The 5,482-nt window shown below is 59.3% G+C and carries 5 protein-coding genes; 1 reads left to right on the top strand and 4 read right to left on the bottom strand.

Annotated elements, in window-relative coordinates:
- Positions 1–190: 190 nt before the first annotated feature.
- The 4 genes from Q0M35_RS17020 to Q0M35_RS17005 are packed head-to-tail and all read right to left on the bottom strand — an operon-like array spanning position 191 to position 4,123.
- Complete coding sequence (locus tag Q0M35_RS17020; RefSeq protein WP_295317459.1) at positions 191–988, bottom strand: ABC transporter permease; 798 nt, start codon at positions 986–988, stop codon at positions 191–193.
- Positions 985–1,971: an ABC transporter permease subunit gene (locus Q0M35_RS17015; protein ID WP_295317458.1), complete on the bottom strand. Its 987-nt coding sequence runs from the start codon at positions 1,969–1,971 to the stop codon at positions 985–987. Before Q0M35_RS17015 ends, Q0M35_RS17020 begins: the two co-directional genes overlap by 4 nt.
- A complete protein-coding gene (locus tag Q0M35_RS17010) occupies positions 1,968–3,035 on the bottom strand; it encodes an ABC transporter ATP-binding protein (protein WP_295317457.1) in 1,068 nt (355 codons plus the stop codon). The genes Q0M35_RS17015 and Q0M35_RS17010 overlap by 4 nt, the downstream gene beginning before the upstream one ends.
- 5 nt (positions 3,036–3,040) lie before the next feature.
- On the bottom strand, positions 3,041–4,123 hold the full coding sequence (locus tag Q0M35_RS17005; RefSeq protein WP_295317456.1) for an extracellular solute-binding protein: 1,083 nt from the start codon (positions 4,121–4,123) through the stop codon (positions 3,041–3,043).
- A 307-nt stretch (positions 4,124–4,430) separates the two neighbouring features.
- On the opposite strand from Q0M35_RS17005, the gene Q0M35_RS17000 reads away from it, so the two are divergent.
- The coding region (locus Q0M35_RS17000) for a 2-oxoglutarate and iron-dependent oxygenase domain-containing protein (protein WP_295317455.1) at positions 4,431–5,482 on the top strand (1,052 nt) is incomplete at its 3' end.

Here is a 5,482-nt window from a genome sequence, read left to right as displayed (position 1 = left end):
CACCGGAATATCGTTGTCATGGGCGGCATCAACAACCGACCGGGCGCGGGCGATATTCTCCTGCCAGCCTGGCATATGCGGTATAGGACGGTTTTTCATGGTCTGAAACGCGGATTTCTGGATGTCGATCACCATCAGGACCGGGTTGCCTACGATCAGGGGCTGGCGGGGCATGGGATTTCCTTTTTTGTTATTTGCGCGAAGGGTCTGCGCCCATCAGGCGCGGCAGATCTCCGAACCGCGCCACGGCAGAGAAGACGATTACCGAGACCAGAATAAAGGTAATCGCGGCCACCGCCATGGTGGGTGTGAACCCGTTGCGCAGTGAGTTGAAAATCTGCAGCGTCACGGTAGCGTATCCGGAGGCGGAGACAAAGAACATGACGATGAATTCGTTGAAACTGAGCACCAGGGCAAAGAAAAATCCCGAGAGGGTATAGGGCACCATCTGCGGCAGGATGATCGTGCGAAAGGTGGTGGCGGGCGTGGCACCCATGGTGGCTGCGGCGTCCAGATGCGCCTCGTCGATCGATTGCAGCCCGATGGAGATCGTGACCAGCGGCAGCGCCATAAAGAGCACCGCATGACTGATGACGCCCGACCAGATATTTCCCAGGCCGCCCGAAAACCCCCACATAAAGCCAAGGCCCACACCGAAGACGATGGGCGGCAGCGCGAACGGCATGGCACCCAGACCCGCCAGCAGTTTGGAGGCCGCGCTTCGGCGTTTCCACACCCCATAGGCCACAGGCCAGGCGATCAGCACGGCCAGGGCCGCGCTGCCGAAAGCGATGATGACCGAATTCACAAGCGCGTTGCGCCAGACAGGTTCATGCAGGAAAAACTCCGCAAAGCGCGTGAGCGTAGGATCCTGCGGCGGAAAGAGCATGGAGCGTCCGCCGTTGAGCGCAGAAGCGCACACCACCAGAATGGGCAGCACGATCACGAAGGCTGCAAGGGCCATGAACCCATGGGCAAAAATCTTCATGCCGTGACCCCCTTGCGGTTCACGAGGATCTGCCCCAGCCAGAGGCAGATTCCGCCTGTGATCAGCAGGATAACCGCCTGAGCCGCTCCGAAGGGCGCGTTAAGCGTAGAGCCGCGCACGGCCTCATAGACCGATACCGCCAGCGTCTGTTTGGCGGGCTCGGCAAAGACCGTGACCGAGACATAGACGCCGAGCAGGAAGACAAAGAGCAAAAAGAGCGTCCCGATGAGCGGAAGCCGAACGCTGGGCAGGACCACGGTGCGCATCACCGTCCAGGGACCGGCCCCCATGGTGCGTGCGGCTTCCGTCATCGACGGATCAAGCCGCGACAGTGCGGGATAGAGCAGGATCACCGCATAGGGCCAGACCAGATAGGACATGGTCAGAATGGTCGCAAATTCGGAGGTCTTGAATTTTACATTTCGCGGATTGGCCATGCCCCATTCGCGCAGCACATCAAACCAGCCCGTCACCTTGAGCCAGTCCGTCACGCCGGTTTCGCGCAGCACCATCGGCAGGCCGGAGCGGTTGGAGAGCAGAATGTCCCAGCCCATGACGATGAACACTTCTGAAAGCGACAGCGTGGCAAGAAGGAACACGAGCCAGCGGCTTTGGGCCGCACGGCTCATGCGGGTCATGAACCATGTAAAGGGAAAGGCCGTCAGCACGGCCAGCACTGCGGCGATTACCGCGTAATATACCGAATACCAAAGCCGGTTGAGGTAAAGAAACGTCGTGCTTTCAGGCCAGGAGGCGCCGACGAAAAACCGCTGGTAATTTGCGCCGGTAAAGCCAAAAGCCCAGGCTGCGCCTTCGATTTTCTGACCGAAAGAAATGACAATCACCAGAACAAAAGGCACTACACACAGCGTCAGGATAAGGGCCCAGAGGACTGCCTGAAAAAGATCGGGGCGCATGATGGATCTGCGCGATCTGCCACTTGTCTCGGAGGAGGCAAGGGTGGGGGGATCGACCGCACTCATGCGACGGCCCGGGCCTTGTCGGAAGGGTAGATATAGAGACCGCCCGCCGGCAGGTGCACTTCGGTTTTCTGCCCACGTGTAAAAGCGCGCGCACCTTCGCCGATGGCGTATTCCACCACCATCGGACCCAGGGGCGTGTCGAGATGAATGTCACGCGTGGGGCCCACGTCGCGCACAAAAATGACCTCTGCCGGCACCCGGTTGCCCTCGGGCATTACTTCATCGAGGCAGGCCTTTTCGGGGCGGATCACCACGGTGACCGGCGAGCCGTCGAGGTATTTCCGCGTGCCGGCCTCCAGGGAAAGGCTGCCTGCCGTGATCCGGCCACCCCGCATCACACCTTCAAAGAAATTCGCGCGCCCGATGAAGTTGGCGACAAAGGGGTTGCCCGGCTTGTGATAAATATCCTGCGGCGCTCCAGTCTGCTCGACACGCCCGTCCGACATCACAACGATATTATCGGCCATGGTCATGGCCTCTCGCTGGTCATGTGTCACGACGACCGTGGTGATGCCCAGCCTCTGCTGCAGCATGCGCAGTTCCACCTGCATCGCTTCGCGCAGGTTGGCATCGAGCGCTGACATCGGCTCGTCGAGCAGAAAAACCTCCGGTTCCTGAGCGAGCGCGCGCGCAATGGCCACCCGCTGGCGCTGGCCACCCGATAGTGCGCCGATGGCCCGGTCGCCGAAGGGCGTAAGCTGTACCAGATCCAGCAGCCGCGCCGCGGTTTCATGCGCCTGCGCTTTCGGCACGCCCGCGATGGTCAGCGCATAACAGACGTTCTCGCGTACATTCAGATGAGGAAAGAGCGCGAAGTTCTGGAAAACCATGCCGAATTTGCGCTGATGGGCAGCCTGGCGGGTCAGGTCGCGCGGGCCCAGCATGATCTTGCCAGCGGTAGGGTCTTCCAGCCCCGCAATGAGTCGCAGCAGCGTAGTTTTTCCGCAGCCCGAGGGTCCCAGCAGTGCAGTGAGCTCACCGTGGTTAAATGTCAGGTCCACGCCTTCGACGGCGCGGACCTTTCCGTAGTCTTTGCGGACCTTATGAAGGGTCAGATTGTCCATGGCACTCAGGCGGATGCCAGCATCTTGTCCCAGGCTTCCTTGATGAAGGTCTCGTTATCGAGATAAGCCTCATAGGCAGGCTGAATGGCCGGCGTGCCTGACACAAACGAGAACTCTTCATCCGTAAGATCGGTTTTTGACTGGGCCACGAGGGGCGCTGTTCCGATCTTGCGTGACATCAGCGCCTGGGTCGCGGGATCCGAGGAGAAGTTGATGAACTCCGCCGCTTCATCGGCCTTTTCCGAGAGCGCCGAGAGGCACCAGGAGCCATACCCGATGGGGTTGCCCTCTTTGGGGAAGGTTGAACGGATCGGGAAGCCGTCCGCAGCCATCAGCTGTGCCACGTCATGGAAATACATGCCGCCGACCACGTCACCGTTTTTCATCGATTGCTCCATCTGGCTCTCGGCAGTCCACCAAAGCGCCACATTTGGCTTCAGCTCACCGGCTTTTTCGACCATGGCAAGGATGCCCTCATTGGTGTCAAAGGTGCCCGCTCCCTCAAAATACGTCGCCGCGATAATGTCGAGCAGGTTGCCGCTGATCAGCTTGCTGAGCCCCAGGCTGCTCTCAAAGCGGCTGCTGTCCCAGAAGTCGACCCAGGATGCGGGGGTGTCCACCTCATCGGGGTTCACGACCATCGAGGTGAACCAGGCCATGGCGCCCACACCGATCACACCGGTGCTGTCCTCATAGAGGAAATCTTCCTCCATATTCGAGGCTGCAGGAATGTTGGTCATATCAAGCGGCGAGACCAGCTCGCCGATCCGCGAGGACTTGATCAGTGCATCGCGCGCATAAAGTGACAGATCCGTGGGCACTGAGCCCGCAGCGGATGCCTGCTGCATGGTGACCAGCCAGTCTGCGGAGTTCGGCTGCGTGACACTTTCGATGGTGATGCCGGTGGCTTCGGTGAATGCCGGATAGACGAATTCCTTGAAGCTGTTCTCAAAGTAGCCGCCATAAGAGCCGACCTTGAGGCTGCGGCTCTGTGCGATCAGCGGTGTGCCGAGAACACTGCCGACAGCGGCGAGGCCACCCATGCCGGCGGTGGATTTCAGAAGCGTACGTCGGTTCAGTTTTGTCATTTTTATATTCCCCTGTTTTTTCTTTTGCGGTTCACGACCCTGAGTGATTGCGGGCATGGCACGAGATGCAGGCAGACCTGCTCTGTTAAACATTCATTCATATCCGACGGCGCAGAGGGCCCGGTTTTCTGCGCCGCAGCGCATTCCCGGGAGAGTTTGGTCAAAAATGAAGCAGTGCGGCCCTGCTGCGCAGCAATTTTCAGCATGGGGCGAAAGAAAGACGGCGCCGTTGCGATCTGACTTGCCGCGCGCGCCGGTGCCGCGCGACGATTGGTCAACATTCGCATTTTACACCGGGGAGCACTCCATGAGCACGACACTCACTGCCGATCAGACCGCGATGAAAATTGATCAGGCGCAGCTGCCGGTCATCGATCTGGGCGGGCTTCGGACCGGCAAGCGCGCAGATAAGGAAGCCGTCGCCCGCGCACTGGGCGAAGCGGCGCGCACTTCGGGCTTTTTCTATATCACCAACCATGGCGTACCGGCGGAACTGGTGGAAAAGATGTTTGCCGCGTCGCGCACATTCCACGAAAAGCCCCGCGCCTTTAAGATGAAATACTGGTCAGGATTTACCACGCATCACCGTGGCTACGTACCGCTGGAGGAAAACGGTACGGATTTCCCGAAACGGATAAATTTCAACGAAGCCTGGGATATGTCCTATGAGGCGCCCGCCGATCACCCCGATCACCTCGCCGGCTGGCGCATGACCGGACCGAACATCTGGCCCGATATCCCGGGCTGGAAGGAAACGGTGTCCGGTTATTACGATGCGGTCTTTGATCTGGGAATGCAGATGCTGGATGCGCTGGCCATCGAGCTTGGCGTTGATCCTGCCGAGCTTACGCAGCACATCACCAATCCGACGTCACAGCTGCGCCTGCTGCGCTATATCGAGAACGACATGCCCGCCAACAAAGACACGGTTGGCATCGATGCCCATTCCGATTTTGAGTGTTTCACGATCCTGCTGCAGGGCGCGCCCGGGCTGCAGGTCATGAACGCCGATGATGTCTGGATTGAGGCAGACCCGATCCCTGGCTGCTTTATAGTGAACATCGGGGACATTTTTGAGACATGGTCCGGCGGACAGTTCAGATCGACCCAGCACCGGGTCAATAACATCGGTCACGAACGCTATTCCTTTCCGCTCTTTTTCGGGCTCGATTATCACGCGGTCGTCGAGCCGTTTGAAAAATTCCGCACCCCTGATACGGTGGCAAAGTACCCGCCGGTCAAAGCCGGTGATCACCTGATGCGCATGTCGGTAAACGCCTTTCGGTACATGGCGGAGGCGCGCGCCAGCGGAGAGCTGACCCTCGATTTTGAGGTGCCTGATGAAAATCCGTTTAAAAG

This window comes from Roseobacter sp. (assembly GCF_024639605.1).
Taxonomy (GTDB): Bacteria; Pseudomonadota; Alphaproteobacteria; order Rhodobacterales; family Rhodobacteraceae; genus Roseobacter.
The sequence above is the reverse complement of the archived record's forward strand: the minus strand, read 5'-3'. Positions and strand labels throughout refer to the sequence as shown.

Coding starts and splice junctions, on each gene's coding strand:
- Q0M35_RS17020 (WP_295317459.1), bottom strand. CDS start 988: ATGAAGATTTTTGCCCATGGGTTCATGGCCCTTGCAGCCTTCGTGATC.
- Q0M35_RS17015 (WP_295317458.1), bottom strand. CDS start 1,971: ATGAGTGCGGTCGATCCCCCCACCCTTGCCTCCTCCGAGACAAGTGGC.
- Q0M35_RS17010 (WP_295317457.1), bottom strand. CDS start 3,035: ATGGACAATCTGACCCTTCATAAGGTCCGCAAAGACTACGGAAAGGTC.
- Q0M35_RS17005 (WP_295317456.1), bottom strand. CDS start 4,123: ATGACAAAACTGAACCGACGTACGCTTCTGAAATCCACCGCCGGCATG.